Origin of the sequence: Stackebrandtia albiflava (assembly GCF_007994225.1) — a bacterium.
Lineage (GTDB): Bacteria > Actinomycetota > Actinomycetes > Mycobacteriales > Micromonosporaceae > Stackebrandtia > Stackebrandtia albiflava.
The window spans coordinates 1,626,742-1,652,200 of record NZ_VLLL01000005.1; the positions used below are offsets into that span (position 1 = coordinate 1,626,742).

Sequence of the window (25,459 nt, forward strand, 5' to 3'; positions counted from 1 at the left end):
CCCGGCTCGCCCGGGTTGCCCGGGTCGCCGCCGAAGTTGACGTCGGAGCAGGCGTAGAAGGCGTTGCCGGTGTCGGCGACCGACCACACCGCCAGGATCACGTGGTGCCCGCTCTTGCCGGAGGGCAGCGTGCCGCCGTGGGTGTAGGTGTACGGCGGCTGGCCGCTGAACGGCACGGTCAGGAACGGCGTCAGTTCCAGGTCGGACCGTCCGATCGGGTCGAGCGGGTTCCAGCCGTCCTTGGTGATGAAGTACTCGAACTTGCTGGTGGAGTGCGGGGCGGTGAACTTCCAGCCGAACTGGAACTGGGCGCCCGCGGTGACGTTGGTCTTGGGCCAGTTGCCACCGCGCGGGTTGTCGAGCGGGGCGAAGCCTCCGTTGCCGCCGGCGCAGATCTGGCCGTCGGCCGGGCCGGCCTGCGGGAAGCCCTTGGGACCCTCCACGCTCTGCGGCTCGTACTGGATGGGGCCGCAGTCGGCCACGGTGCGCTGTGCACAGTGGAGCTGGCGGCTGGTCGGACTGGTGGTGTATCCATGCGCCGATACGGGCGTAGCACCGGCGACGGCGAGCAAAACCGCGACGACGCCGCCCACGAAGAGGGAGGACACCGCCTTCACGGTCCGTGAGAGTGCCATGAGGACCACTTCCATACATCGAAATTTATAAAAGGCTCCTTACGGTAACAAACAGCAAGGAATCTTGTCTATGGGTGAGCGCAAGACGAACAACCGCCGAACGACACCACCCGTCGCCCACCACCCGGCCACCGAGGACACGATCCGTCCCGCCACCACGCGTTTCGCACGGCCCGACCGACAAGCGGCCGGTCCCCACCCCAAGAGAGGTTTAAGGACCGCTTAACACGCACTTCAGTTCCCGCCGCACCGTTGCGCGACCGGAACCCGCGTGGCAGGTTCGACGGATGCGCCTGACCTTCCGGCTGTGCCGAGAGGCCGACCTGCCGGTCCTCGACCGCCTCAACCCCTCCCCCAGCGTCGAGTCCTTCCACCACCGGAGGTTCGCGACCCAGCGCGAGGGCGACGGCGACTACCTGATCGCCCGCCACCGGGGCAGACCGGTCGCCAACGCGTTGATCATGTGGCGCGGCTGCACCGCCGAAGAGGTACGGCGACACCATCCCGGCGTCCCCGAGATCAACGGCCTCGACGTCTTCCCTCCCGGACTGCGCGGACGGGGCATCGGCACCGCGCTCGTCGCCGCCTGCGAGCAGCGGGCCCGCGCGGCCGGAGCCGACCGGATCGGCCTGGGCGTGGCCGACGCCAATCCGCGCGCCGCCGCGCTGTACCACCGTCTCGGTTACCGCGGAGACGTGCGCTACATCGACCGGTACACCTGTGTCGACAGTCTCGGTACCCGCCACCGGTTCGCCGACCCGTGCGTGTTCCTGGTGAAAGACCTCGACCGAACGGTGCGTTCTACATCACTGAACGCATGAGCATCCGATCCGAATCCCGTGCAATCCGGACACTTCGCCGGTCCCTCGATTGCCATACACCACATGTGAGATACAGTGAGCGTCATGTCTGATTCCCCCGGACGAACCGAAGACCATCTGCGCCGTATCGGCACCCTCATCCGTGACGCCCGCAAGCACCGCGGCCTCACCCAGGCCCAGCTCGCCGACAGCCTCGGCACGAGCCAGAGCGCCGTGAACCGGATCGAGAAGGGACAGCAGAACCTCAGCGTCGAGATGCTGACCCGTGTCAGCGACGCCCTCGACAGCCAGATCGTGTCGCTGGGCACACCCGGCGCGATGCACCTGCGGGTACACGGCGGGGCCAAGCTCTCCGGCGCCATCGACGTCAAGACCTCCAAGAACGCCGGCGTCGCCCTGCTGTGCGCCTCACTGCTCAACCGCGGCCGCACCGTCCTGCGGCGCGTGGCGCGCATCGAGGAGGTCAACCGCATCCTGGAAGTGCTGGAGAGCATGGGAGTGCGGTACCGGTGGCTCAACGCCGACAACGACCTGGAGATCGTGCCCCCGGCGGAACTCGACCTGTCGCGGGTCAACGCCGACGCGGCCCGTCGCACCCGCAGCATCATCATGTTCCTGGGACCCCTGCTGCACGACCACCCGCAGTTCGCCCTGCCTTACGCCGGCGGCTGCGACCTCGGCACGCGCACGGTCGAACCCCACATGATCGCGCTGCGGCCGTTCGGCCTCGCGGTCAAGGCCACCACCGGGGAGTACCAGGCCAGCGTCGACGAAGGCGTCCGCCCCACCCGGCCGATCGTGCTGACCGAACGCGGCGACACCGTCACCGAGAACGCCATCATGGCCGCCGCCCGGAGCGAGGGCGTGACGATCATCCGCAACGCCAGCTCCAACTACATGGTCCAGGACCTCTGCTTCTACCTGCAGAAGCTCGGCGTGAACATCGACGGCGTCGGCACCACGACCCTCAAGATCGAGGGCGTGCGGCACATCGACCGCGACGTCGACTACTCCCCCGCCGAGGACCCGATAGAGGCGATGAGCCTCATCACCGCGGCCATCGTGACCGACTCCGAGATCACCGTCCGCCGGGTCCCCATCGAGTTCCTGGAGATCGAGCTCGCCGTCCTTCAGGAGATGGGGCTCCAGTACCGGATCTCCGAGGAGTACCTGGCGGCCAACGGCAACACCCGGTTGGCCGACGTCACCGTGCTCCCGTCGGTCCTGCACGCGCCCATCGACAAGATCCACCCCATGCCGTTCCCCGGCCTGAACCTGGACAACCTGCCGTTCTTCGCCCTCATCGCCGCGTGCGCGCAGGGTGCGACCCTGGTCCACGACTGGGTCTACGAGAAACGGGCCATCTACCTCACCGAGCTGGACAAGCTCGGCGCCCGGGTCACGTTGATGGACCCGCACCGCGTGCTCATCGAGGGACCGACCCACTGGTCGGGCGCCGAGGTGATCTGCCCACCCGCGCTGCGCCCGGCCGTGGTGATCCTGTTGGCGATGCTGACCGCCAAGGGGACCTCGGTGCTGCGCAACGTCAACGTCATCCACCGCGGATACGAACAGCTCGCCGAACGCCTGAGCGAGCTGGGCGCCCAGATCGAGACCTTCGGCGACGTCTGAGACCCGCCGCCGCCCGGTGTCTCGCCGGGCGGCGGCGCGGTCACCGGTCGCCCTTCACGGCCTTGCGGCGCGCGGCCGTGACCAGACCCACGACGAGCGTGACCGCGCCGATCACCATCAGGACCACGCCCACCTTGGACAACGTGAACACCGGAATCTCGACGTCTCCGGTGAACAGCCACAGCCCCGCTCCCACCAGGAACAGGAGCACTCCCTCGCCCACGCCCCGATTCATCCTGCCCATCGTCCCGCTCCTCTCCGACACCGTCGGGGTCCAAGACTAGGAACGGCGAGGCGGCGATCCGTCCCACCGGCGGACGAGATCGCCCGCCGCCCGGGTACGCCCTTCGATGTAGCCGGCGCGGGCTCAGTCGTCGAAGGACCATTCGCGCGGCCGGTCGATCCAGCCGGCCGCCAGGACCAGACCACTGTCGCGGTGCACCGCCAGGTACCCGAAGGGGCGCCCGAACGACACGGTGACCTCACGGCGGGTGCCCCGTGGCAGCAGCGCGCCGGCCGCCACCGCGCCCATCGCCGTGACGGCGGCCGCCTCGAAGCCCGCGGCGCTGAACCGGGCGACACCGTTCTGGCGTGCCTGTTCCAGCCGGCACGGCCGGTCGGCCAACCCGGTGAGTGCGAAGTGGTCCGGGCGAAGCAGTTCGGTCAGGCCGAACAGGCCGGCTTCCTCGGTCAGGTCGTGGTCGGCGGACACGTCGAAGGCGACGGTGACGATCGACAGACGCGGAGCCGGATCCGGCTCGGGGTCGGGGACCGTCCGGACGTCGACGCCGGGCGCGTCGGCGCCCTCTGCGAGATCCTCCCCGGTGACCGGTGGCGCGTCGGCGAGCGAGTCCACCGCCGATGCGAGGACGTCGCCGGGCGGGCGGTCCCGTGGTCCGATGGCCAGGACGACGTCCAGGTCCTCGACGGTGGGCACCCGCAGTGTGGACAGTCGGCCGGGCCACACGCGCAGTGCCGACAGGTCGGTGGATACGGCGGTGAGTCCGTGGCAGTCGAGGTCGCGCCACGGGCCCGAGGGGAACCGCCAGGGTGAGTCCGCGAACGGTTCGCGCCACCGGCCGCGCAGGCTCACCGCGGTGGCCAGTATCAGATCCAGCGGCCGTGACGTGTCCACCGGCATCCGGGGGATCATGCCGTCGGTCTGGGTGGCGGCCCAGGCGTCGACGGTCGCCCCGTCGGTGGCGGGGTCGCCGCTGAGCCGGCCCACCAGGCCCGCCGGAAGCGTGGCGAGCCAGTCGGAGTCCAGTGCCAGGTCGGGACTCGCCCACAGGCCGAGCGCGGCCCTCGCACCGTCCATCGTGGCGAGCCGGTCGAACAGCGAGCCCACGGCGGCGGCCGCGTCGGCGGGCGGGACCCCGGTGGCGCTTCGGAGTTCGGCCGCGGCGGTCTCGTCCGACGCGGTGCTCAGTGCCGCCAGCAACGGCCACACACCGGCCGCCGACAGCATCGCCGGAGGCGAGGCCGGGTCGCGCCGCAGCCATTCGCGGGTCAGTGCGTTGATCCCCGAGGTGACGTGTGCTTCCGGTGTGGTGTGCTCCGGTGTCATTCGCCGACTATACGGCCGGCGGGGCCGGCGTGGCCGTCGAATCCATCCAGGGATCGGCAAACCCCTATTCGTATACATCGGCGCCGATATACCGGGTTTCCGCACCAATGACACAGGTCTGGGCCATAATGGCCGCATGTTGAAGCTCGCGATCCTCGGATTCCTCCGCGACCATCCGCTGCACGGCTACGACCTGAAGACCCGGATCGCCGCCCTCACCGGCCATGTCAAGCCGATCGCGGACGGGACACTGTATCCGGCGATCAAGCGCCTCGAGACCGCGGGACTGCTCACCAGACGCTCCGCACCGGGGAAGATCGCCGCCCCGCGACACATGCTGGAACTCACCCAGGACGGCATCGACTACCTGCGGAAGCTGTTGCGAGAACCCGACGAACTGTCCATCACCGACGAGAACCGCTGGTTCACGCTCCTGGCGTTCCTGCGGCACCTGGAGAACCCCCGCGAACAGGCGATCGTGCTGCGCCGCCGCCTCGCCTTCCTGTCCGATCCGGTGAGCTACTTCTACGACGCCCAGGGCCGCCCGATGGCCGCCGACGAGTTCGACGACCCGTTCCGGCAGGGACTGCTCACCATCAGCCAGGCCGCCAACCGCGCCGAGTTCCGCTGGCTGCACACCACGATCGGCGAACTGGAGCGACACTGACCCGGTACCGGTGCCGTCCTCGCACCCGGCCTGGCAGACTGTGGGGCCGTGACCGACGCATCCGCCGAACTCGCCCGCTACACAAGTAGGAAGGGCCGCCGCCTCGCCGAGGACCTGATCCGCGACGGCGGCCTCGCCGACGTGGTCGCCTCGTTCAGCGCCGCGCTCGGAGAGATCCGCAAACGCCCCGAGGCCGCCGTCGTCGTCGACGGCTTCGGCAGGATCCTGTGGCAGCACGCGGTCGGCTTCACCGCCGGCGAGGGCCGGGGACGGGAACTGCCCGGCGACGACGACCGTCCGCTGTACTGGGCGCGGTTGGCCATGCTGTGGGAACTGCACGAGTGGCGGCCCCGCTTCCGGCGCGACGACGCCGAGAGCGCCGCACTGGCGCGCCGCCTGGAGTGGGCGTCCCGGGGAATCACCTCGACCACGTTCGGCGCCGACGACGAGGACGTCGTCAAGGTCCTGGTCAGCGGCTTCGACCCGTTCCGGCTCACCCACGATCCGGCCGCCTCCAACCCGTCGGGGGCGGTGGCACTGCGCCTGCACGGCCGGACCGTCCGGCACGCCGGCCGGGACGTCCGGTTCGCCACGGTCGTACTCCCGGTGCGCTACGCGGACTTCGACGGCGGCGTCGTCGAGAAGGTGTTCGGTCCACACCTTCGCCCCGGTCCACACCTGGTGGACCTGGCGGCGACCGTCAGCCAGGGCAGGCCCGGACGGTTCGACCTGGAACTGTTCAACGGCAGGCGTCGCCACAGTGGTACCACAAGGGACAACTCCGGGGTGGTCGGGGGAGCCGACGCGACCGCACCGGTCGCACCGGATTCTATGCCGCCCGGCCCGGAGTTCACGGCCTCCACGTTGCCCGTCGACGCGATGGCCGAGGCGGAGACCGGTGGTTTCCCGGTGCACCGCAACGCGACCGTCTGCCAACTGTCCGAGGACGGTCGACCGGTCGAACGGCCCGGAGGACCGGAGGGGGACGGGCTCTCGGTCTCCGGCGGAGGCGGCGGGTTCCTGTCGAACGAGGTCGCGTACCGGGTGACACGGCTACGTGACGAACTGGGCGCGGCGGTGCCGTGCGGACACGTCCACACCCCGAGCCTGGCGGGGACCGGCGACGACACCCCGCGCCTGCGCACCGAGATCGTCACTCAGACGACGGCCCTGCTCCTGGCGGCGGTCGCCGCCTCACCAGCCGGCGACCCGGTCACCCTTTAAAGTCGGGGGCCGTCCCTCGTAGGGCGTCGAGAGCACGATGGTCGTCCGGTGCGCGACGCCGGCGCGGGAACGGATGCGGGCCAACAGGTCCTCCAACGCGGCGGGACCGGACACCCGAACCTTCAGCAGGTAGTAGTCCTCACCGGCGACCGAGTGGCAGGACTCGATCTCGGGTAGGGACGCCAGGCGTTCCGGCGCGTCGTCGGGCGCGGCGGGGTCTATCGGCCGGATCGCGATGAAGGCCGTCAGTGACAGTCCCAGCGCCTCATAGTCGATCTTGGCCGTGTAGCCGGTGATGACGCCGCGCTCCTCCAGGCGCTTGACGCGCTGGTGCACGGCCGAGGTGGACAGGCCCACCTGGGCGGCCAGGTCGGTGAACGATATCCGGCCGTCGGCGGTCAGTGCCGCCACGATCGCGAGGTCGAGGTCCTCCACACCACTGAATCTACCGGGTGGGAAGCCCGGCCGGGTCCGCCGTCCCGGCGGCCGGTACGCCACGGCCGCCGGGACGTGCGGTCAGCCGGCCGCCTGCACCGCGGCGATGGTGCCGACGAGGTCGTTGTCGCGGTCTCCGAGCAACTGCCACATCATCATCCCGCCCAAACCGTTGTCGAGGGCGTACCGCGTCTTCTCGGCGATCGTCTGCGGAGTGTCGTACGACCACCAGTCGTCGCCGTCGTACTTGTACGCCGCGACCGCCTGGAAGTCGATGTACACGGCGCCCGGGGCGTCCCGGATCGCGTCGTACAGTTCGGCGTGCCCGTCGGAGCCGGCGGCGGGACCGGTCCCGACCTGGTAGAGCCCGAGGTTCGCGCCGGGCACACCGGTCCAGCCCTCGGCGTAGGCGGGCACGCCGAGCACGATCTTCTCGGCGGGCGCGCCGTGGGCGAGCAGGTACGTCACGGCCGTCGCGGCACTGGAACGCCAGTCGGGGTGCGCCGGATCGTCGGCGGGGCTGAACAGCTGGGCCTGGTGGTTGGTCTGGTAGTTGCCCGGTCCCCAGGCGGCGTGCAGCCCGTATCCCTGGACGGTGGCGAAGTCCACGGCGGCGAATATCTCCGCCACGTCGTAGTCCACACCGGTGGCGGGCAGGTCCACGAAACCCGGGAAGGTCGTGTTGAGACTGAAGTGCCGTCCCACCTCCGCCCCGTACGCGTCCAATGCTGCCCGGAACTCGGTGTGGAGCGCGGCGTAGTCGTCGCGGTTGTCGGGAGTGGACCACTCCCAGTCGATGTCGATGCCGTCGAACACGCCGTAGGCCGCACCGGGACCGCCCCTCGTGTGACCGAGGTTGTCGCCACGCAACGGCAGGTCGCCTCGGAGGAAGGTGTCGACGCAGTCCTCGATGAACCGGGCGCGCAGCGCCGGGTCGGCGGCGATCGCGGTGAACCGGGCGCCGGCGCCCTCACCGCCGACGCCGCCACCGCCGCCCAGCGAGATGGTGACCTTCAGGTCGGGATGCAACTCCTTCAGTTTGGCGAGCTGGTGGAACTGGCCGGCGAGCCGGTCGCCCGGTTGGTCGGCCACCCCGTCCACCGAGTGCTCGGCGGGCACGACGAAGTTGTAGTCACCCCAGTCGGCGGTTCCGCACAGTTCACCGTTCTCGGCCGGGTCCTGATTGTCGAGTTCCACTTCGGCGAAGGCGTACGCGAGGTGCGTCAGGTCGGCCGCGGCACCCGACTCGTGCACCTCCTTCAGGTAGAAGTCGTCGGCGTTTCCGACCACGTTGGACCGCGAGTAGTAGGCGAGGTTGATCGGTTCGGTGGCCGCTTCGGCGTTGGCGGTGGTCACCGCGAGGCCGGAGGCCGCGGTGGCGATCACCGCCGCGACGGCCAACGGGATCCTGGAACGCATCGGGTCTCTCCCTCGACGACATGAGATTCGCATTTGCAACATCATGTCCGCAGGAAGGCCCCGACGCAACGCGGCACCGTTGGCGCGTTTGGCCACATTGAGCACGTGAACTGCCGAGACGACGAAAACGACCGAAGGGGCGAAGCCCCTTCGGTCGTTCGGGTGTTTTGCTAACGCACAGGGAGGTGGGTCATTCGCCCTTCGCGAGACGGCGCGCGATCACCAACCGCTGGATCTGGTTGGTGCCCTCGACGATCTGGAGCACCTTCGCCTCCCGGAAGTACCGCTCCACCGGGTAGTCGCTGACGTAGCCGTAACCGCCCAGCACCTGCACCGCATCGGTGGTCACCCGCATCGCGGTGTCGGTGGCGAACAGCTTCGCCTGCGCCGCCGCCGTGCTGAACGGACGACCGGCGTCCTTCAGGCGCGCCGCGTACAGCGTCAGCTCGCGGGCCGCAGCGATCGACGTCGCCATGTCGGCCAGGAGGAACCCCAGGCCCTGGAAGTCGATGATCGGGCGCCCGAACTGTTCCCGCTGCCGGGCGTACTCGACGGCGTGGTCCAGGGCCGCCTGCGCCAGGCCCACCGCGCAGGCGGCGATGCCAAGGCGGCCGGCGTCCAAGGCCGCCATGGCGATGCGGAATCCGCCGTCCAACTCCCCCACCAACCGGTCGGCGTCCACCATCACGTCGTCGAACACGATCTGCGCGGTGGGCGATGAGTTCAACCCCATCTTGTCCTCCGGGCGCTGCGGCAGCAGGCCGGGTGCGTCACCGGGGACGTGGAGGCAGGAGACGCCGCCGGCACCGGGGCCGCCGGTCCGGGCGAACAGGGCGTAGAAGTCGGCGACCCCGGCGTGGGTGATGAACGCCTTGGTGCCGTTGACCCGGAACCGGTCGCCCTCCCGGACGGCGCTGGTCGACAACGACGCCGCGTCGGAGCCGCCCGCCGGCTCGGTCAGGCAGTAGCCGCCCAGCAGGTCCCCGGCGAGCAACTGCGGCAGGTAGGTGTCGCGTTGCCGGTCGGTGCCGGCGGTCGCGAGCGGGAAACACGCGAGGGTGTGGACGCTGACGGCCTCGGCGACCACGACCCACCGGTACGCCAGCTCCTCCAACACCTGCAGGTACACCTCGTACGGCTGGCCGGCGCCGCCGTCGGCCTCGGGGTAGGGCAGCCCCAGCAGTCCGGCCCGGCCGAGGGTGCGTAGGACCTCGCGGGGGAACTCGCCGCGGGCCTCGAAGTCGGCGACGCGCGGGGCCAGCTCCGCGTCGGCGATCTGGCGGGCCAGGTCTACGACCGCTTCGGCCTCTTCGGAGGGGAGGATGCGCTGCACTGTCATGAAGTGATGCCTCACAGGATGACGAGATCGGTGGACAGGGTGTTGAGTCGCCGGACGCCGGTCTCGGTGCACACGACGATGTCCTCGATGCGCGCACCGAACCGGCCGGGCACGTAGACGCCGGGTTCGATCGAGAACGTCATTCCGGGGGCGAGAACGGTGGTGTCGCCGGCGACGATGTAGGGCGGTTCGTGTCCGTCCAGGCCGATGCCGTGGCCGGTGCGGTGGGTGAAGTACTCGCCGTATCCGGCCGTCTCGATGACCTCGCGGGTCGCCGCGTCGACGGCCTCGGCGGTCGTTCCGGGCGCCACGGCGGCCACACCGGTCTGCTGGGCGTGCCGCAGGATCCGGTAGAGGGCGGTGAACTCGGGCTCCGGTTCGCCCACGCTGTAGGTGCGGGTGCAGTCGGAGCCGTAACCGCTGGCGAGGGTCCCGCCGATGTCGACGACGACCGGTTCACCGGCCTGGACGATCCGGTCGGACACGGCGTGGTGGGGACTCGCGCCGTTGGGGCCGGAGGCGACGATGACGAACGACACCTCGGAGTGTCCGCTCTCGACGATCGCCGCGGCGATGTCACGGGCCACCTGCGCCTCGGTACGTCCGGGCCGCAGCCACTCGCCCATCCGCCGGTGAACGCCGTCGATCGCCGCCGCGGCGGCCGCCAGTTCGGCCACCTCGTCCTCGGACTTCACCATGCGCATCGGCGCCAGGACCGTCTCGGCGAGGGCCATGCGCAGTTCCGGCGCCGCCCCGGTCAGTCCGTGCCAGTGGGCGGCCCACATGCGTTCCGACACCGCGACGAGTGCGGCGGGCCGGCCCAGCCGCTCCCGCAGCAGCGCGGTGACGGCACCGAACGCGTCGGCGCCGTCACCGTGGTCGTACAGCGCCACGCCCGCCGAGTCGAGGCCGAGCAGCTCGGCGGCGGGTCGTTCCAGCGTCGGCACGATCAGCACCGGCGCCCCTTGACGCGGCACCACCAACGCCGTCAGCCGTTCGGAGGGGTGCGCGGCCGACCCGGTGAGGTAGCGCAGTTCGGCGCCCGGCGTGATCACGAGAGCGTCGATGTCGGTGTGGGACAAGGCGGAGCGGACCGACTCGATGCGCGCGGCTGCGGAGTTCACGCTCGGAGCTTAACGGTTGTTCAGGTCGGCCGTGTGGCAGGCTGGCGGAATGCTGATGCTGGTAGACGCCCCCGGCCTGTGGTACCGGTCCTTCTACGGACTCCCCTCCTCGATGCGGGCGCCCGACGGCACCCAGATCAACGCGGTGCGCGGGTTCTGCGACGGCCTGGCGACCCTGATCCGCAATCGGCGGCCGGAGCGGCTGGTGTGCGCGGTCGACACCGATTGGCGTCCACCGTGGCGCGTCGAGCTGGTGCCGTCCTACAAGGCGCACCGCGCCAACCCCGACGGGACCGAGGAGGAACCCGAGGCGCTCGGTCCGCAGATCGAGATCATCCGGGAACTCCTCAGGTGCATGGGGGTCGCGACCGTCGGCGCGACCGACTTCGAGGCCGACGACGTACTGGCCACCCTCGCGGCGCGCAGCCCCGACCCGGTGGAGGTCGTCACCGGCGACCGCGACCTGTTCCAGTTGGTGGACGACGGGAAACCCGTCAGGGTCGTCTACATCGGGCGGGGCATCGCCAAGGCCGAGACCTTCGACGAGGCCGCGGTGGCCGCGCGTTTCGGCGTCACCCCTGCGCAGTACGCCGACTTCGCGGTCCTGCGCGGCGACCCCTCCGACGGGCTCCCGGGAGTCAAGGGCATCGGGGACAAGACCGCCGCGCGACTGGTCACCGAGTACGGTGACCTCGCCGGCCTCCAGGCGGCGGCGGCCGACCCCCGCAGCCGCCTCACGCCTCGGGTCCGCGGCGCGCTCGACGACGCCGCCGAATACCTGGCGGCGGCACCGCAGGTGGTGAGGACCGTGTCCGACATCCCCCTCGGCGAGGTCGACTCCGCGCTACCGGAGGGCCCGGCCGACGCCGACGGACTCACCGAGATCACCGCCCGCTACGGGTTGGCCAACCCGGTCACCCGGCTGGGCCAGACGATCACCGAACCGGAGCAGGCGGGCTGACGGGCCGGAGGTGGCCGTCCGCCCATGGGCATCATGGGAACATGACCGACACCTGGCCCGACCGGATCGAGATCCGCCCGCTCACCGCCGACGACGCCGCCCTGATCACGCGGTGGCGCTATGACGGGCCCTGGCGGGTCTACGACTCCGGGGAGGAGGCGTTGACGGCGGAGGACGGCTACCTGGCCGTCACCGGCGCCGACGGCGGCCCGCTCCTGGGCTTCTGCTGCACCGGCGTCGAGGCCCGCGTACCGGGTCTGACCGGGGAACCGGGACTGCTCGACGTGGGTGTGGGCATGGACCCCGCGCTGGTCGGGCGCGGCCACGGCCGGGCCTTCGGCGAGGCCGTGCTCGGCCACCTGCACCGGCTCGCGGACGGGCGTCGCCTGCGCGCGGTCGTGCAGAGCTGGAACGTCCGGAGCCTGCGCCTCGCCGCCGCGCTCGGTTTCGTCGCCACCGGTGTCCACACCTGTGAACAGGGTGGCCGTGACGTCGAGTACACGGTGCTCGTCACGACCGCGCGGGAACCGGGCCCGGACACGCCGCCGGGGACCGGTCGGTGAGACCGGTCCCCGGCGGGTCGTCGTCCGGCTAGACCTTCACCGGCTCCGGTGCGGTCTCCTCCTCCGTGACGTCCTCCTCGGCCGCCGCCGGGGCGACCGGCTTGCGGCGGAACCTCTCCTTCGTACGCTCCACCACGGCGTACAGGGTCGGCACCAGCAGCAACGTGAGCAGCGTCGACGAGACCAGGCCGCCGATGACCACGATCGCCAGGTCCTGGGCGATGAACCCGCCCGAACCGGTCAGGCCGATCGCCATCGGGATCAACGCGAAGATGGTCGCGATGGCCGTCATCAGGATCGGACGCAGTCGCCGGCGCCCGCCCGCGATCACCGCCTCCTGGATCCCCATGCCCTGCGCCCGGTACTGGTTGATCAGGTCGATCAACACGATGGCGTTGGTGACGACGATCCCGATCAGCATGAGCAGACCGATCATCGCCGGGACGCCCAGCGGCGTGTCGGTGACCAGCAGCAGGCCCAGCGCGCCGGTCGCGGCGAACGGGATCGACACCAGCAGGATCAGCGGCTGCACGAAGCTGCGGAACGTCGCGACCATGATCATGAAGACCAGGGCGACCGCGACGGCCATCGCCAACCCGAGGTCGGCGAACGCCTCCTGCTGATCGGCGCTGGATCCGCCCACCCGGTAATCGGTTCCGGCGGGCAGGTCCAGTTCGGCCAGCCGCTCGGTCAGCGTGCCCGAGACCGCGCCGAGGTCGTTGGGGTCGACTCCGGCGGTCACGGCGGCGCTGCGTTCACCGTCGATGCGGCTGATCTCGGTGGGGCCGTCGACGACGGCCACCTCGGCCACGTCGGACAACTCGACCATGCCGGTCGCGGTCGCCAGCCGCAGCTCCTCGATCTCGGACACGTCGGCGGGCGCGTCGCCGCTGGAGAGGACGATCTGGTTGGTGGTGCCGTCGATCGCGATCTCACCGACGGGTGCGCCCTGGAACGCCTGGGCCACGTACTGGCCGATCGCGGCCTCGGAGAGTCCGGCCTCGGCGGCGGCCTGCCGGTCCACCGTCACCTCGATGCGGGGAGCGGCGTCGGCGAGGTTCGACGAGACGTCCCGCAGTTCGGTGATGTCGGACATCGCCGACTCGACCAGCGCGGTGGCCTCGGCCAGCGACTCGGCGTCGCCACCCTGCACGATGACCTCGATGCCGTTGCCGCCCATGGCCTCCGCGCCGGCCTGCATGCCGACGACCACTTCGCCGACGTCGGAGAGTTCCCCGATGCGGTCCCGCAGTTCCTCCTCGACGACCGAGGCGTCGGCGTCGGTCTCCAGGGTCACGTTGAAGTTCGCCTTGTGGGAGTTCCCGCCCATTCCGCCGAACATCGGGTTGCCCGAGCCGATGTTGACCTGGTAGGCGGCCACGCCCTCGGTGTCGGCGAGGACCTGCTCGATCTCGGCCGCCGCGGCGTCGGTGGTCGCCAGGTCGGTGCCGGTGGGCAGGGTCTGGCTGATCGCCGTGGTGTCCTGGCCGCTGGAGTCGAGGAAGTTGGTCTTCAGGTTCGGCGCCAGCGCCATGGTGCCGCCCAGGACGACCAGGCCGATGAGGACCGTCACCAGCTTGTAGCGGGTCGCGAACCGCAGCACCGGCACGTACATCCGCTGGAGCGGGCTGCGCAACTCCTTGGCCTCGGCCTCCCGCCGCACCGCCTCGCGTTCGGCGGCGTCACCCCGGGGGGCGCGCAGGAACCAGTAGGCGAGCACCGGGATGACCGTGAGCGACACCAGCAGCGACGCCAGCAGCGCAACGGTCACGGTGACCGCGAAGGACGAGAACAGTTCGCCGACCATGCCGCCCACCAACGCGATGGGCAGGAAGACGGCGACCGTGGTCAGCGTCGAGGAGGTGACCGCGCCGGCGACCTCACGGACACCGTTGACGACGGCGTCCGACTTGGCCTCGCCGTACCCGAGGTGGCGTTTGATGTTCTCCAGGACGACGATCGAGTCGTCGACGACCCGGCCGATGGAGATGGTGAGCGCGCCGAGGGTGAGCATGTTGAGCGAGTAGTCGCCGACCCACAGCGAGATGAGGGCGATGACGACCGACAACGGGATCGACACCGCCGTCACCAGCGTGGACCGCAGCGACAGCAGGAACACCATGATCACGATCACCGCGAAGATCAGGCCGAGGGCGCCCTCGGTGGTCAGGTCCTCGATCGACCGTTCCACGTAGGGCGCCTGGTCGAAGATGACGGTCATCTCCGCGTCCGCGCCGACCTGTGCGGTGAGGTCCGGGAGCAGGTCCCTGACCTCGTGGGAGATCGCGACGGCGTTGCCGTCGCCGAGCATGGTGATCGACAGGCCCAGACTGGGTTCACCGTTGGTGCGGGTGACGGCGGTGGCGTCCTCGGTGACGAGTTCGACGGTGGCCACGTCGCCCAGCGCGACCGGTTCCGGCGCGGCGGGCGGCGTCTGTCCGGGCTGCTGGCCGCTCGAGGGGGGCGCCGAGGGTGTGAGGTGGATGGACTCGATGTCCTCCAGCGAGGTCAACTGCGCGCCGACCTGGACGGTCAGTTCCCGGCCGTCCTCGACGACGCTGCCCGCCGGCATCGCCACCCCGTTGCTGCGAAGCGCCTCGATGACGGTCGCGGGGCTGACCCCGGCCGCGGCCATCTCGGCGGCGTCGGGGGTGATCACGACCCGTTCCTCGCGTGCCCCGGTCACCGCGACGTCCTTGACGTCGGCGATGCCCTCCAGTTCGGGCACGACCGAGGTCTCCAGCGCCTCCTTCAACGCCGCCTCGTCCTCACCGCCACTGACGGCCAGGGCCATGATCGGCAGGTCGTCGGTGCTGCCGGCGACGACCCGGGGGTCGGTGTCGGCGGGTAGACGGGATTCGATCTCGCCCACGGCGGACTCGATGTCGCCGGTGATCTTCTCGGTGTCCATGTCGTAGTCGAAGGACACCCGGATGTTCGCGAGGCCCTCCGCGGACGTGGAGGTGATCTCCTCGACTCCGTCGAGTCCCTGGATCGCGGCCTCGATCGGCTCGGTGACCTGCTGCTCGACGATCTCCGGGGAGGCGCCGGGGTACGTGGCCACGACCGAGACCATCGGCAGGCTCAACGAGGGGAGCAGCTGCTGGTTGAGCTGGGGTATGGCGAAGACGCCGACACCGCTGAGCACCAGCGCGATCATGATGACGAGACTGCGGTTGGCAAGGCTGAGCCTGGCCAGTGCGGTCATGGTGGATCCCTTCGGGAGGAACGGGGGTGGCGAGAAAAGTTCAGCCAAAGCTAACATTTAGCCTCGACCGTACTTTCCGGGTCTCAGGTGGATCTCAGCTTCACCGTCTCCCGGCCCCATGCCCGCCGAAGGAGCGCACCGCAGTTGTCGACCGACGCCGAACGCGATCAGATCATCGAGAGGATCAAGGGGGCGCAGGAGGACATGGCGAGAGTCTTCGCCGAGGACCGCACGAGTTCGCTGTTGGCGTCGACGTTGACGATGCAACAGCTCAAGGTGGTGGTGATCCTGTCCCTCGACGATTCGCTCTCCGGGCAGGATCTGAGCCGCCGGCTGGGAGTCGGCCTGGCGACAGTCACCGGGATCGTGGACCGGCTCGTGGCACAGGATATCGTGCGGCGCTTCGAGGACCCCCGGGACCGGCGGGTGCGCAGGGTCACACTGACGCCCCACGGGCGCCGCGTGCTCGAGGAGCTCGACGAGACGGGCACGGCACGGATGCAGCGCATACTCGCCAGGCTCGACACCGAGACCCTGCGGGACTTCGAGTCGATCCTGCGGCGCATCCTGGCGGTGATCGACGAGACCCGGGAGGAACAGGTGTAAAAAGGGCGTGGTGCGTGCCGGACGGCCGCGCACGTCGACCGGCAGGCGGTGCCCACATGACATCCCGATCAGTCACACCGTTGACCCTCCCGTTGGCGGACGACCGCGCCGCCCCGGCGCTCGTCGGAGGTAAGGGGGCCTCCCTGGCGATCGCCGCGCGGGCGGGCCTGCCCGTACCCGACGGTTTCCACGTCACCACCTCCGCCTACCGGGAGTTCGCCGAGGAGACCGGGATCGCGCGCCGGCTGGACGCGCTGATCGAGGGGACCGACCCCGCCGACCCCACCTCCTCGGCCACGATCGAACGGGGGGTGAGGGAACTCTTCGAGGCCCACCGCCCCTCCCCCGCCCTGGTGGCCGCGATCGGAGAAGCCCTCACCGCACTGTCCGGACCGGTGGCCGTACGGTCGTCGGCCACCGCCGAGGACCTGCCCGAGCACTCCTTCGCGGGCCAGTTGGAGTCCTTCCTGCACCTCACCGAGCCCGCCGCCGTGGTGGCGGCGGTGCGCGCGTGCTGGGCGTCACTGTGGACGGCCAGGGCGGTGGGATACCGGGCACGCACCGGACTCGACGGCCACCCGCCGGACATCGCCGTCGTCGTGCAGGAACTGGTGCCCGCGGAGTGCTCGGGCGTCCTGTTCACCGCCGACCCGGTCACCGGTGACCGGGACCGGATGGTCGTCAACGCGACCTGGGGACTCGGTGAGTCGCTGGTGGGTGGATCCGTCACGCCCGACGAGTACACCGTCAGCGGGGACGGCCGCCGCGTGCTCGCCCGGCGGATCGGTGACAAGGCGGTGGAGACGGTCACCGTCGAGGGCGGCACCGTCGAACGCCCGGTGCCCGCCGAACGGCGCGGCGCCCCCACACTGGACGACGCGCGGCTGCGGCGGCTCGCCGACCTGGGCCGCCGGGTCGCACGCGAGTACGGCCGCCCCATGGACGTCGAGTGGGCGTGGCACGACGACCGGCCGTACCTGCTCCAGGTCCGGCCCGTCACCGGTCTGCCCACCCGGCGGGAGGTGTGGAACGACACCCTCCACGGCGACTTCCTGTGGTCGGCGGGGAACCTCGGGGAGGCGCTTCCCGGCGTCATGACCCCGGTGACCTGGGCACTGGTACAGCGCACCATCGCGGGTGCGATGGCGATACCCGAGGACGGGCCGTACCGCCTGGCGGGCAACATCGGCGGCCGGCTGTACGTCAACCACACGTTCCTGTTGGGGGCCGCGCGGGCGCTCGGCGTGGGAAGGGTGATGGCCCAGGCCGCCGACCTCGCGTTTGGTGAGATCCCCGCCGACATGTCACGTCCGGACCTGCCGGTGCCCTGGTGGCGGCTGCTGCCACGGTTGGCGCCGGGGGCGGCGCGCTTCCAGATCGTCGTGGGCCGCCTGCAACGGGACCTCCCCGGCCACGTGCGGCGGTACCGCCGGCGGTGCGAGGTGGCGGTCGCCGCCGTCGACGCGGCCGACACACCCGCCGCGCTGATCTCGCTGTGGCACGAACAGTGCGCACCGCTGCACCGCGACGGCCCGCGTCTCCTGGCGGCGGGCAGCCGCGTCAACGGGATGGAACTGGCACGGCTGCGGCCGTGGCTGCGGTCCCTCGTGGACGACGCCGACGCGACCACCCTCAGCGCGGGCGTCTCCGCCGACGGTGAGCTCGCCAGCCTGGGGCCGCTGCGGGGCCTGTACCGACTGGCCGCCGGCGAGATCGACCGCGACGCCTTCGTCGCCGAATGGGGTCACCGCTGCCCCGACGAACTGGAACTCGCCGCGCCACGGCCCGCTGAGGACCCCGCCTGGATCGACCGGCAACTCGCCGGACTGTCCGACGCACCCGACATCGACTCCCTGCTGGCCCGTCGCCGGCGCGACCACGCCGAGGCGATGGAACGGTTCGGCCGGGCGCATCCGGGCAGGGTCACCGAGTTGCGTCGCCGATTGCGCAAGGCCTCCGAGGCGGTGCGCGCCCGGGAGGCGACCCGTTCGGAGTCGGTGCGCGGGCTGTGGCCGGTGCGTCGATGGCTGTTGCGCACCGGTGAGCTCACCGGACTCGGCGACGACGTGTTCATGCTCCGGCCCGAGGAGCTGCTGGCGGTCCTGGCGGGCGACGACTCCCCCCGCGAGCTGATCCCGGCGAGGCGCGCCGCGTACGACCACTACCGTGCGCTCCCGGCGTATCCGGTGCTGATACGCGGCCGGTTCGATCCCGAGGCGTGGGCCGCCGACCCGGACCGCCGGATCGACCGGTTCGACCCGGGCACCGGGCGGCCCGCCGACACCGATCCGCGCCGCATCGTCGGCACCGCCGGGTCCTCCGGTGTCGCCGTGGGCACGGCGCGGGTCGTCGGCGACCCCACGGAGGCCGACCGGCTCGGCCACGGCGAGGTACTGGTCACCCGGATCACCAACATCGGTTGGACGCCGGTGTTCCCCCGGGTGGCGGCGGTGGTGACCGACATCGGGGCGAGCCTGTCCCACGCCGCCATCGTCGCCCGGGAGCTCGGCGTCCCGGCCGTCGTCGGCTGCGGCGACGCGACGGCCCGGATCCGCACCGGTGACCGGGTCCGCGTCGACGGGGACACCGGCACCGTGGAGATCCTGACGGAGCGGTGAGAAGGTCCGCAGGACGCCCAACCGTGGTTGTTCGCCCGATTGACCGGTGAGGTCACGACCGCTATAACTCCAATATGGAGACCATGGTGTTCGTTCACCCCCTCGGCCACGGCTCCCGGGTCTGGCGGCGGCAACGTGAGGCGCTGGCGGGCCGCTACGAGGTGATCACCGTGGACCTGCCGGGGCACGGGGGGACTCCCGGGCCGTTCACGTTGACGGCCGCGGTCGGCGCGCTCACACCGCACCTGTCCCGGGGAGCGCACCTGGTGGCGATGGGCGACGGCTGCCTGGTGGCCGTGCTCGCCGCGTTGGCGTGCCGGGACCGGCTGCCCGGGCTGGTGTTGTCGTCGCCGCGGATCCGCCCCTCACTGCCGCCGCCGCTGTACCGGGTCGCCGCCGCGATCACGCCCACGCCGGTGTTGCGGTTGTTCGCGGCGGCACGGAATCTGCGGTCGCGCGAGGTCCGGGAGGCGGTCGACGCGGGACTGCGTGAGGTCGGCGGGGACATCCGGCGACAGATCGCCGTCAAGGTCGCGCACACCGATCTCACGCCACGGTTGCGGCACCTGACCGTACCCACCCTGGTGCTGTGCGGGGAACGGGATCCGGCGGGGTGCCGGGAGAGCGGCGTGATCGCCGGGATGCTGCCGGCGGCACGCCGCGAGACCGTACCCGGCGCGGGCGCGTTCCCGAACCTGGAGGCCGCCGCCGCGTTCGACCGGATCGTGACAGGATTCGTTGATGGCCACTCCCGCCCACAGCGGCATGACCCTTGAGGACGCCGACCGGATCGCCGCCCGGTATCACCTCGGCCAGGCCGACAAGAGCGGCATGCCGTACATCAGGCATCCTCGCGCCGTGGCCGCCTCGGTGGCCGCCGCCGGCGGTTCGACCGCCCAGCAGGTGGCCGCGGTGTTGCACGACGTCGTCGAGGACACCGAGGCCACACTGGAGAAGCTGGCCGACCTGGGCGTACCCGACGAGGCGCTCGTCCTCGTCGACGCGATGACGAAACGGGACGGCGAGTCCCATGAGGACTATCTGGACCGGTTGGCCTCGGTCCCCGGTGCGATCCTGATCAAGCGTTGCGACATCGCGCACAACACGTCACCGGAGCGGATGGCCAAACTGCCGCCGAGACTGCGCGGTCGGCTCACCGCCAAGTACGAACGCGCGCTGCGTCGACTGGACGCGCTGGAGTCCGGCCGTTCCGGTGCCGTGGACTGATCACCACCACGGTGGCGGCCCGGTGACCACCGCCACGACGCGGCTGCCCGCCGGTACGAGCGGCGACCCGGCCGTGCCGTACACCGCCGCGAGCGACTTCGCCACGTACACCGGTTCCAGCCGGATACCGTGCCGCGCCCGGAAGTCGGCCATGAACCCGTCGAGTTCGGGGGTCCGCCTGGCGTAGCCTCCGAAGTGGTGCCGGTAGTCGATCGACCAGTCGCCCCGGCGGCCACCGAATGCCTCCCGCTGCAACCGGGTCACCTCCGGGTCCAGGAAGCCGTCACCGCGCAGCACCGACACTCCGAGGACCCGCCACGACGGCGGCACCCCCGCCGCCACCCCCGCGATGGTGCCGCCGCTGCCGACCGGTACGCACACCAGGTCGGTGCCGGGCAGCTGGGCGGCGATCTCGGCACCCAGGTCCCGGCAGCCGCGCACCCCCAGGTCGTTGCTGCCTCCCTCGGGCACGTGGTGGAAGTCCCCGAAGCGTTCCCGCAGCGGATCGAGTACCTCCGGCAGGTGCTTGCGGCGGTAGCGTTCCCGGTCCAGATAGGTCAGGGTCATGCCGTCGGCGGCGGCGCGGCCCAGCACCGGGTTGAGGGGACGGTGCGCCTCGCCCCGGATGACGCCGACGGTGTCGATCCCGAGGAGCCGCCCGGCGGCGGCGGTCGCGGCGATGTGATGCGAGTAGGCGCCGCCGAAGGTCAGCAGGGTCCGGTGGCCCTCGTCGGCCGCCCGCCGGAGGTTGCCGACGAGTTTGCGCCACTTGTTGCCGGGCAGGTCGGGATGGATCAGGTCGTCGCGTTTCAGCCACAGCCGTACACCGTGACGCCGCAGCCGTTCGTCGTCCAGTTCGACCACCGGTGAGGGGATCCGCGGCGTCAGCCGTTCCCACCCGGTGCGCGCGGACTCCGGCGTGACCGGGTCACCGTCGGAGGCGGGCTGGTCGGCGGCGGACACGCCGCCACCATACCGGCGGCCGATGTGGGGATTCCGCTCACAGGGTCTCGTCGCCGGCCCGGACGAAGGCTAGCGTGGCCGTGGTGGACTTCCGGGTGAGGCGTGCGACGACGTCCGACGTCGAGGCGGTCGCGGAGTTGCGTGCCGTGGTGATGCGGCCGGACCTGGAGCGACTGGGACGGTTCGACCCGCACCGCGTGCGACAACGGTTGCGTGACGGTTTCACCGCCGCACACACCTGGGTGCTGGAGGTCGACGACGCCCTCGCCGGGTGCGTCGCGCTGCGGCCGGCCGGAGACTTCCACCGGTTGGAACACTTCTACCTGGCTCCACGGGTCCAGGGCGCCGGAATCGGTGGGGCGGTGCTCCGGGGCCTGCTGAGGCGTTGCGACCGCGACGGCACGGTCGTCCGGCTCGAGGTGTTGCGGGGCAGCCCGGCGCGCCGGCTGTACGAACGGCACGGGTTCCGGGTGGAGTACGAGGACGCGGTGGACGTGTCCATGGTGCGTGAACCGCGCGGCCGTGACGCCGCCGGTCTCCCGCCGCGGCGAGGTGATTCCACGCCCGGCTAGCGGGCGCCCTCGTCCCAGTCCAGGCCGAACAGTCCACGGTCGTCACATCGGCGGTCCGCGAACCGCCGTTTCTCGACGCGGTATGACGGGCACGGCCACCGGTGCCGACACGCGAGGCAACTCCTCACCACCAGTCCCACGGCGTGGTGTATCGCCCGACCGGTGTCGAAACCGTTCACCCGTACCATCCCCTCCCGTCGTCGGCCCGTCACCGGCCGTTCCCGCCGGACGGTATCCGACACGAGCCGGTTACCCTCCGGTAAGACGTCCATCCGACAGTTCCCGGCCACGACGGCGGTACCGGTGACGCCGGATGTCAGGGCACTATGCAGAACGGGCGGCGCCGCGTAGCATCCGCGTCCATGACGGACAGGCTCCCCACCGGCACCCGGGCCGGGTACGCGATGGGATCCCTCGCGACCGGTGCGTTCGGTACGGTCCCGGGGCTGCTGCTACTCCCCTATCTCACCGACGACCTCGGTGTCACCGCCGGTGTCGCCGGTCTCCTGGTGCTCGGGCCGAAGGCGTGGGACGTGCTGGTGAATCCGCTGGCGGGCCGGATGTCCGACCGGACGCAGAGCCGGTGGGGGCCTAGGCGGCCGTATCTGTTGTTCGGTGGAGTCGCGATGGCGGTGCTGTTCGCCGCCATCTTCGCCGCCCCGGTGTCCGGCCCGGCCGCCGCCGCGTGGTGCGCGACCGCGTTCCTGCTCACCGCGACGGCGTTCGCGTTCTTCCAGGTGCCGTATGTGGCCATGCCCGCCGAGATGACGAGGGACTACGGGGAACGCACCCGGTTGATGACGTGGCGCGTCGCCGTGCTCGCCGTGGCGATCCTGGTGTCCGGTGCGGTGGCGCCGATGGTGGTGACCTGGGGTGGCGACGGCCTGGCGGGGCACCGCTGGATGGGCGGTTTCGTGGCGCTGCTGATCGCGGTGGGCGCGGTCGGCGCGTTCCTCGGCACCCGCGCGGCGTCCTCGGCGTCCTCGGTCCAGAGTGAGCCCTCGTTGCGCGCGCAACTGTCCGTAGCGGCCGCCAACGGCCCCTTCCGGGTGCTGCTGGTCGTTTTCGTGGTGCAGACGGTCGGCATCGCCACGATGCTGGCCGGGGTCAACTACCTCGCCGAGCACGTCCTCCGCCGCCCGGACGACGGCCCGACGTTCCTGTTCGCGTGTTTCGTGGGTCCGGCGATCCTGGTCATGCCGCTGTGGACGCGACTGGGGCGGCGGCTCGGGAAGCGACGTGCCCTGGTGGTCGCGTCCGGTCTGCTGACCGCCGGTGCTCTCGCCATGTCCGCCGCGGGGTCGGTGCCGCCCGCCGTCGTCTACCTGACGGTGACGCTGGCCGGGGTGGGGTACGCGGGCCAGCAGGTGTTCGCGCTGGCGATGCTCCCCGACTGCATCGCCTACGACGACGCACGCACCGGCCGGCGGCAGGCGGGCGTGTTCACCGGCCTGTGGACCGCCGGCGAGACCCTGGGACTGGCGTTGGGCCCCGGTGTGTTCGCGCTCGTCCTGGCCGTCGGTGACTACCGGTCGGCGACGAGCGGGGTCGAGGTCGTCCAGCCCGACTCGGCGCGGACGGCGATCCTGCTCGGCTTCACCGTGGTACCCGCCCTGCTGATCGGCCCGGTGACGGCGTTGTTGTCGCGGTACCGGCTGACGGAGGCGGCACTGGCCGAGGCACTGCGCGAGACCACCGGTCACGCCGCCCCGCAGGCGGAACGGCTCGGCTAGGTTTGGGCGGGTGATCAACGCCCTCCCCGACCACGGTGTCCCCGCCGACCGGATCCTCGCCGAGCTCTCGGCACTTCGTGAACTGGACCTGCCGACCCACGGCGGCACGCTGTTCAGCTACGTCTACGATTCCGGCCTGCCGGACCTGGACGCGCTCACCCGCTCGGCGCACGCGTTGTCGTCCCACGTCAACGGACTGGACCCGACCGCCTTCCCGTCGCTGCTGGCGACCGAGAACGCGCTGGTGTCGGCGGCGGCCCGCCTACTCGGCGGCGGTGTCCCCACCGTCGTGGGGAACGTGACGAGCGGGGGCACCGAGTCGTTGATCCTGGCGGTCAAGGCCGCCAGAGACTCCCGGCCCGAGGTCGCACAGCCCCGGATGGCGGTGCCCATGACCGGGCACGCGGCGTTCGCGAAGGCCGGGCACTACCTGGGGGTGGCGCTGGACTCCGTGCCGGTCGACCCGCAGACGTTGGCCGCCGACGCCGACGCGATGGCGGCCGCCGTCACCCCGGACACGATCCTGATCGCCGCCTCGGCACCGTCCTACGCGCACGGTGTGGTGGACCCGGTCACCGACATCGCGGCGGCGGCGGCCGAACGCGGGGTGCGCTGCCACGTGGACGCCTGTTTCGGGGGGTGGGTCCTGCCGTACCTGCGCCGGCTGGGGGTCCCGGTGCCGCCGTTCGACTTCTCGGTCCCCGGCGTCACCAGCCTGTCGGTGGACCTGCACAAGTACGCCTACTGTCCCAAGGGCGTGTCGGTGCTGCTGCACCGGGACGACCGGCTCCGGCTGCCGCAGTACTTCGGATACGCCGACTGGCCCGGCTACACGATGGTGAACTCCGGGGTGGCGTCGACCCGGTCCGGCGGCCCCATCGCCGCGGCGGTCGCGGCGATGCGCCACATCGGCGACGACGGATACCTGCGCCTGGCGGAACGCACCCGCGAGGCCGTGGCGGTGCTCGCCTCCGACGTGGCGGCGGTGGAGGGCCTGCGGCTGATCGTGCCCGCCGGGAACACGGTCGTGTGCTTCACCTCCGACGACCCCGGGCTGGACCTGTTCGTGCTCGCCGACGCGCTCGCCTCGCGCGGTTGGCACACGCAGCCGCAGTTGCCGTTCGGCGCGATGCCCGCCGGGGTCCACATGACGGTCACGGCCGCGGTCGCCGACCGGGTCGACGAGTTCGCGCCGGTGCTGGCCGAGGCCGTCGCGGCCACCCGGGAGGCGGGGCCGGTGCCGCTGCCCGACGAGCTCAAGGCGCTGGTGTCGCAATCGCCGCCGGAACACCTGACACCGGAGCTGATCGCGGAACTCGCCGATCGACTGGGACTCGGCGGCGGCGAACCGGTCACCGGCCGGATGGCGGTGGTGAACTCACTACTGGCGATGGCTCCGGCGCGGACCCGGGAACGCCTGCTGGTCGAGTTCGTCAGTCTGCTGCAACGACCGGCGCCGGCATGACCGGGTCGATCGCCGACACCGTCCCGGTCGACGCGGCGCACGCCGAACGCCTGCAACTGCGGTGGCGGGAGCTGGTCGCTCCGGGCGAGGGGCGACTCGCCCCCGAGACCGCCACCGGCGTCGACATCGGATACCACCCGGCGTCGGACCGGTTGGTGGCGGCCGCGGTCACCATCCGCCTCACCGATCTGTCCACCGTGGAGACGGCCGTGACGTCCGGCCGGGCGGAGTTCGACTACTCGCCCGGTCTGCTGGGCTTCCGTGAGGTGCCCGTGCTCGTGCGGTTGCTGGACCGGTTGCGTCACCGGCCCGAGGTCCTCGTCTGCGACGGACACGGGATCGCGCACCCCCGGCGATTCGGGATGGCCAGTCACCTCGGGGTCGCCACGGGCATCCCGTCGATCGGGGTGGCGAAGAACCCTCCGGCGTTCCACGTCGGGGAGCCCGGCCCCACACGCGGTGACCGCACCGAGATGCGGCACGACGCAGAGGTCGTCGGCCACGTACTGCGGACCAGGACGGCGGTCAAGCCGGTGTACGTGTCACCGGGACACCGCATCGGCCTCGACGAGTCCTGCGAACTGGTCCTGGCACTCACTCCCGCGTTCCGCCTGCCCGAGACGACCCGGCGCAGCGACCGGCTGGGGCGGGACACCCTGCGGCGCCTCGACACCACGTGA

General features: G+C 71.2%; 22 protein-coding genes and 1 pseudogene. 14 read left to right on the top strand and 9 right to left on the bottom strand.

Features of this window, described 5'->3' with window-relative positions; translation table 11 throughout:
- Window positions 1-32: 32 nt before the first annotated feature.
- Window positions 33-635, bottom strand: a pseudogene (locus LX16_RS08410) (lytic polysaccharide monooxygenase auxiliary activity family 9 protein); the annotation flags it as partial.
- 287 nt (window positions 636-922) lie between these two features.
- On the opposite strand from LX16_RS08410, the gene LX16_RS08415 reads away from it, so the two are divergent.
- Entirely contained in the window at window positions 923-1,456 is a 534-nt protein-coding gene (locus LX16_RS08415; protein ID WP_147135595.1) for a GNAT family N-acetyltransferase, read from the top strand.
- Window positions 1,457-1,540: 84 nt separating this feature from the next.
- A complete protein-coding gene (locus tag LX16_RS08420) occupies window positions 1,541-3,088 on the top strand; it encodes a helix-turn-helix domain-containing protein (RefSeq protein ID WP_147135600.1) in 1,548 nt (515 codons plus the stop codon).
- A gap of 40 nt (window positions 3,089-3,128) precedes the next feature.
- Here the strand turns inward: LX16_RS08420 and LX16_RS08425 are convergent, their stop codons facing one another.
- Window positions 3,129-3,332: a DUF5708 family protein gene (locus LX16_RS08425; RefSeq protein ID WP_147135603.1), complete on the bottom strand. Its 204-nt coding sequence runs from the start codon at window positions 3,330-3,332 to the stop codon at window positions 3,129-3,131.
- 123 nt (window positions 3,333-3,455) lie between these two features.
- Window positions 3,456-4,655, bottom strand: a complete 1,200-nt coding sequence (locus LX16_RS08430; RefSeq protein ID WP_158645526.1) for a serpin family protein — start codon at window positions 4,653-4,655, stop codon at window positions 3,456-3,458.
- A 136-nt stretch (window positions 4,656-4,791) separates the two neighbouring features.
- On the opposite strand from LX16_RS08430, the gene LX16_RS08435 reads away from it, so the two are divergent.
- Window positions 4,792-5,322: a PadR family transcriptional regulator gene (locus LX16_RS08435; RefSeq protein WP_147135609.1), complete on the top strand. Its 531-nt coding sequence runs from the start codon at window positions 4,792-4,794 to the stop codon at window positions 5,320-5,322.
- Between the two features lie 48 nt (window positions 5,323-5,370).
- Window positions 5,371-6,546: a C15 family peptidase gene (locus LX16_RS08440; RefSeq protein WP_147135612.1), complete on the top strand. Its 1,176-nt coding sequence runs from the start codon at window positions 5,371-5,373 to the stop codon at window positions 6,544-6,546.
- Here LX16_RS08440 and LX16_RS08445 read toward each other — a convergent pair.
- The 4 genes from LX16_RS08445 to LX16_RS08460 all read right to left on the bottom strand — a co-directional run bounded on the left by LX16_RS08445 (window position 6,517) and on the right by LX16_RS08460 (window position 10,863).
- The gene (locus LX16_RS08445) at window positions 6,517-6,981 is read right to left on the bottom strand and encodes an Lrp/AsnC family transcriptional regulator (protein WP_147135615.1); all 465 of its coding nucleotides are present in this window, start codon (window positions 6,979-6,981) and stop codon (window positions 6,517-6,519) included. The two genes, LX16_RS08440 and LX16_RS08445, sit on opposite strands and share 30 nt — an antisense overlap.
- A gap of 81 nt (window positions 6,982-7,062) precedes the next feature.
- Window positions 7,063-8,400 (bottom strand): glycoside hydrolase family 18 protein, encoded by a 1,338-nt coding sequence (locus LX16_RS08450; RefSeq protein WP_158645527.1) that lies wholly within the window; start codon window positions 8,398-8,400, stop codon window positions 7,063-7,065.
- 190 nt (window positions 8,401-8,590) lie between these two features.
- Window positions 8,591-9,739 carry an acyl-CoA dehydrogenase family protein gene (locus LX16_RS08455; RefSeq protein WP_147135621.1) on the bottom strand — a complete coding sequence of 383 codons (1,149 nt, stop codon included), beginning with the start codon at window positions 9,737-9,739 and terminating at the stop codon, window positions 8,591-8,593.
- An 11-nt stretch (window positions 9,740-9,750) separates the two neighbouring features.
- The gene (locus LX16_RS08460; protein ID WP_147135624.1) at window positions 9,751-10,863 is read right to left on the bottom strand and encodes a M24 family metallopeptidase; all 1,113 of its coding nucleotides are present in this window, start codon (window positions 10,861-10,863) and stop codon (window positions 9,751-9,753) included.
- A gap of 49 nt (window positions 10,864-10,912) precedes the next feature.
- Between LX16_RS08460 and LX16_RS08465 the strand changes: the two genes are divergently transcribed.
- Entirely contained in the window at window positions 10,913-11,824 is a 912-nt protein-coding gene (locus LX16_RS08465) for a 5'-3' exonuclease (RefSeq protein WP_147135627.1), read from the top strand.
- Between the two features lie 41 nt (window positions 11,825-11,865).
- Window positions 11,866-12,387, top strand: a complete 522-nt coding sequence (locus LX16_RS08470; RefSeq protein WP_147135630.1) for a GNAT family N-acetyltransferase — start codon at window positions 11,866-11,868, stop codon at window positions 12,385-12,387.
- A gap of 28 nt (window positions 12,388-12,415) precedes the next feature.
- Here the strand turns inward: LX16_RS08470 and LX16_RS08475 are convergent, their stop codons facing one another.
- A complete protein-coding gene (locus LX16_RS08475; protein WP_147135633.1) occupies window positions 12,416-15,595 on the bottom strand; it encodes an efflux RND transporter permease subunit in 3,180 nt (1,059 codons plus the stop codon).
- A 144-nt stretch (window positions 15,596-15,739) separates the two neighbouring features.
- Between LX16_RS08475 and LX16_RS08480 the strand changes: the two genes are divergently transcribed.
- The 4 genes from LX16_RS08480 to LX16_RS08495 all read left to right on the top strand — a co-directional run bounded on the left by LX16_RS08480 (window position 15,740) and on the right by LX16_RS08495 (window position 20,046).
- On the top strand, window positions 15,740-16,201 hold the full coding sequence (locus tag LX16_RS08480) for a MarR family winged helix-turn-helix transcriptional regulator (RefSeq protein ID WP_211354345.1): 462 nt from the start codon (window positions 15,740-15,742) through the stop codon (window positions 16,199-16,201).
- 56 nt (window positions 16,202-16,257) lie between these two features.
- Complete coding sequence (locus LX16_RS08485) at window positions 16,258-18,819, top strand: PEP/pyruvate-binding domain-containing protein (protein WP_147135636.1); 2,562 nt, start codon at window positions 16,258-16,260, stop codon at window positions 18,817-18,819.
- A 74-nt stretch (window positions 18,820-18,893) separates the two neighbouring features.
- Complete coding sequence (locus tag LX16_RS08490) at window positions 18,894-19,595, top strand: alpha/beta fold hydrolase (RefSeq protein WP_147135639.1); 702 nt, start codon at window positions 18,894-18,896, stop codon at window positions 19,593-19,595.
- The gene (locus LX16_RS08495) at window positions 19,561-20,046 is read left to right on the top strand and encodes an HD domain-containing protein (protein ID WP_147135642.1); all 486 of its coding nucleotides are present in this window, start codon (window positions 19,561-19,563) and stop codon (window positions 20,044-20,046) included. The genes LX16_RS08490 and LX16_RS08495 overlap by 35 nt, the downstream gene beginning before the upstream one ends.
- Here the strand turns inward: LX16_RS08495 and LX16_RS08500 are convergent, their stop codons facing one another.
- The gene (locus LX16_RS08500; RefSeq protein WP_147137336.1) at window positions 20,047-20,934 is read right to left on the bottom strand and encodes a pyridoxal-phosphate dependent enzyme; all 888 of its coding nucleotides are present in this window, start codon (window positions 20,932-20,934) and stop codon (window positions 20,047-20,049) included.
- A gap of 227 nt (window positions 20,935-21,161) precedes the next feature.
- Here LX16_RS08500 and LX16_RS08505 point away from each other — a divergent pair, with 227 nt between their 5' ends.
- The 4 genes from LX16_RS08505 to LX16_RS08520 all read left to right on the top strand — a co-directional run bounded on the left by LX16_RS08505 (window position 21,162) and on the right by LX16_RS08520 (window position 25,459).
- Window positions 21,162-21,581 carry a GNAT family N-acetyltransferase gene (locus tag LX16_RS08505; RefSeq protein WP_425304420.1) on the top strand — a complete coding sequence of 140 codons (420 nt, stop codon included), beginning with the start codon at window positions 21,162-21,164 and terminating at the stop codon, window positions 21,579-21,581.
- 362 nt (window positions 21,582-21,943) lie between these two features.
- Window positions 21,944-23,314 (top strand): MFS transporter, encoded by a 1,371-nt coding sequence (locus LX16_RS08510; RefSeq protein ID WP_147135644.1) that lies wholly within the window; start codon window positions 21,944-21,946, stop codon window positions 23,312-23,314.
- 10 nt (window positions 23,315-23,324) lie between these two features.
- Window positions 23,325-24,779, top strand: coding sequence for a pyridoxal phosphate-dependent decarboxylase family protein (locus LX16_RS08515; RefSeq protein WP_147135647.1), 1,455 nt, complete (start codon window positions 23,325-23,327; stop codon window positions 24,777-24,779).
- Entirely contained in the window at window positions 24,776-25,459 is a 684-nt protein-coding gene (locus LX16_RS08520; protein WP_147135651.1) for an endonuclease V, read from the top strand. Before LX16_RS08515 ends, LX16_RS08520 begins: the two co-directional genes overlap by 4 nt.

Coding starts and splice junctions, on each gene's coding strand:
- LX16_RS08455 (WP_147135621.1), bottom strand. CDS start 9,739: ATGACAGTGCAGCGCATCCTCCCCTCCGAAGAGGCCGAAGCGGTCGTA.
- LX16_RS08505 (WP_425304420.1), top strand. CDS start 21,162: ATGCGGCCGGACCTGGAGCGACTGGGACGGTTCGACCCGCACCGCGTG.
- LX16_RS08430 (WP_158645526.1), bottom strand. CDS start 4,655: ATGACACCGGAGCACACCACACCGGAAGCACACGTCACCTCGGGGATC.
- LX16_RS08470 (WP_147135630.1), top strand. CDS start 11,866: ATGACCGACACCTGGCCCGACCGGATCGAGATCCGCCCGCTCACCGCC.
- LX16_RS08425 (WP_147135603.1), bottom strand. CDS start 3,332: ATGGGCAGGATGAATCGGGGCGTGGGCGAGGGAGTGCTCCTGTTCCTG.
- LX16_RS08490 (WP_147135639.1), top strand. CDS start 18,894: ATGGAGACCATGGTGTTCGTTCACCCCCTCGGCCACGGCTCCCGGGTC.
- LX16_RS08475 (WP_147135633.1), bottom strand. CDS start 15,595: ATGACCGCACTGGCCAGGCTCAGCCTTGCCAACCGCAGTCTCGTCATC.
- LX16_RS08510 (WP_147135644.1), top strand. CDS start 21,944: ATGACGGACAGGCTCCCCACCGGCACCCGGGCCGGGTACGCGATGGGA.
- LX16_RS08450 (WP_158645527.1), bottom strand. CDS start 8,400: ATGCGTTCCAGGATCCCGTTGGCCGTCGCGGCGGTGATCGCCACCGCG.
- LX16_RS08435 (WP_147135609.1), top strand. CDS start 4,792: ATGTTGAAGCTCGCGATCCTCGGATTCCTCCGCGACCATCCGCTGCAC.
- LX16_RS08485 (WP_147135636.1), top strand. CDS start 16,258: ATGACATCCCGATCAGTCACACCGTTGACCCTCCCGTTGGCGGACGAC.
- LX16_RS08495 (WP_147135642.1), top strand. CDS start 19,561: ATGGCCACTCCCGCCCACAGCGGCATGACCCTTGAGGACGCCGACCGG.
- LX16_RS08520 (WP_147135651.1), top strand. CDS start 24,776: ATGACCGGGTCGATCGCCGACACCGTCCCGGTCGACGCGGCGCACGCC.
- LX16_RS08420 (WP_147135600.1), top strand. CDS start 1,541: ATGTCTGATTCCCCCGGACGAACCGAAGACCATCTGCGCCGTATCGGC.
- LX16_RS08465 (WP_147135627.1), top strand. CDS start 10,913: ATGCTGATGCTGGTAGACGCCCCCGGCCTGTGGTACCGGTCCTTCTAC.
- LX16_RS08415 (WP_147135595.1), top strand. CDS start 923: ATGCGCCTGACCTTCCGGCTGTGCCGAGAGGCCGACCTGCCGGTCCTC.